Below are 1,645 nucleotides of genomic sequence, written 5' to 3' on the forward strand. Positions count from 1 at the left end.
CTAGGGCGTGTTTCAGAAGTGGATCAAGAGGTGATGTGTCGAGCGAGTGAGGGCCGTATGCTGCACTCGCATGAAGGATCTTGGTAGTCAGATCGCGTACTGGGACAGCGTCGGCGCAACGAAGACGTTCACCCATCCGGTGAATCTAGCCTGGCTGGCGGGGGTGAGTCTGAACGCTCGGGTCCTGGACTACGGCTGTGGATACGGCCGTGTCATGGCCGAGCTGAGCGAGCACGGCTTTTCCGATGTGTCCGGTGTGGACCTGTCCCCCGCGCTGATCGAGCGGGGTCGTCAGTTGAGGCCTGACCTGCGCTTCGCCGCCCTGGAGTCCCCGCCGGACCTGACCTACGCGTCGGCAAGCTTCGATGTCGTCCTGCTGTTCGCGGTGCTGACGTGTGTTCCCGACGACGCTGCTCAGCGGGCACTGGTCTCCGAGCTGAGCCGTGTCCTGGCGCCCGGCGGGCTGCTCTACGTCAGCGACATGGTCCTGCAGGACGACGAACGAAACCACAGCCGCTACGCCACCTATGCCCAGCAATTCGGCGCACCGTACGGAGTCTTCGCCACTGACGACGGTGCGGTGTGCCGGCATCACGACATAGCAGAGCTGCGCGCTCTGCTGTCGGACTTCGACCTGGTGGAGGAGCGCCGGATCGAGGTCGCCACGATGAACGGCCACAGGTCGCGGGCGGTGCAGTTGCTGGGCCGCAAGCAGTAACGATCACAGCCACTCGTTGATGGCCGCGATTAGCACGGTCGCTTCGTAGCGGACGGCGAGCTTGTCGTACCTCGTGGCGACCGCGCGATGGCGCTTGAGGCGGTTGATGCCGCACTCCACCGCGTGGCGCTCCTTGTAGTCGTCCTTGTCGAACTTCGGCGGCCGTCCGCCGTGGGATCCGCGCTTCTTGCGGTTCGCGACCTGGTCGCGCTTCTCGGGGATCGTGCAGCCGACGCGGCGCCTGCGCAAGTAGACGCGGTTCGCGCGGGACCCGTAGGCCTTGTCGGCGCGGACCTTGTCCGGCCGGGTGCGCGGGCGTCCCGGGCCGAGACGCGGCACGCGGATGCGGCCCAGGACGACCTGGAACTGCGGGGAATCGCCGCGCTGTCCGGCGGTGATCACGAGCGACATCAGCTTCTGCGCCTGCTCGACCGCCAGGTGGATCTTGGTGGTCAGTCCGCCGCGGGAGCGTCCGAGTCCGTGGTCGTCGGGCTCAGTGAAGACGCCGCCGGGCGGTTCGCGTTGCAGGTCCCCTTTTTGCGCGCGCCGGCCGCGTGCTGGTGGGCGCGGGCGATCGTGGAGTCGACGGAGATGTCCCAGGTGATCAGGCCCTTCGCATCGGCCCGGGCCTGGAGCCGCTCAAGGATCCGGTGCCACGTGCCGTCGCGCTGCCAGCGGCGGAACAGCCCGTACACCGTCTCCCACGGCCCGTACCGCTCAGGCAGGTCCCGCCACGGTATGCCCGTGCGGGTGCGAAACCGTATGCCGTTGATCAGCTGCCGCTTGGTGTGCACCGGCGGCCGGCCGGGCTTGACACCCAGCGGCAGTAGCGGTTCCAGCACCGCCCACTGGGCATCCGTCAGATCTCCCCGAGCCATGGAACAAGATCATCGCACGACCTTGATCCACTTCTGAAACAGGCCCTAG

The 1,645-nt window shown here is 67.1% G+C and carries 2 protein-coding genes; one reads left to right on the plus strand and one right to left on the minus strand.

The genetic code is table 11. The features are described from left to right. Positions 1–70: 70 nt before the first annotated feature. Positions 71–718, plus strand: a complete 648-nt coding sequence (locus LN042_RS36715) for a class I SAM-dependent methyltransferase (RefSeq protein WP_230055809.1) — start codon at positions 71–73, stop codon at positions 716–718. Between the two features lie 3 nt (positions 719–721). On the opposite strand, the gene LN042_RS36720 is transcribed toward LN042_RS36715, so the two are convergent. After that, a protein-coding gene (locus LN042_RS36720) for an IS5 family transposase (RefSeq protein ID WP_372495890.1) occupies positions 722–1,596 on the minus strand; the annotation gives its coding sequence in 2 pieces (ribosomal slippage) (positions 722–1,204 and positions 1,207–1,596; 873 coding nt in all). Between the last annotated feature and the right edge of the window lie 49 nt (positions 1,597–1,645).

Source organism: Kitasatospora humi (assembly GCF_020907985.1).
In the GTDB taxonomy this organism is placed as follows: Bacteria; Actinomycetota; Actinomycetes; order Streptomycetales; family Streptomycetaceae; genus Kitasatospora; species Kitasatospora humi.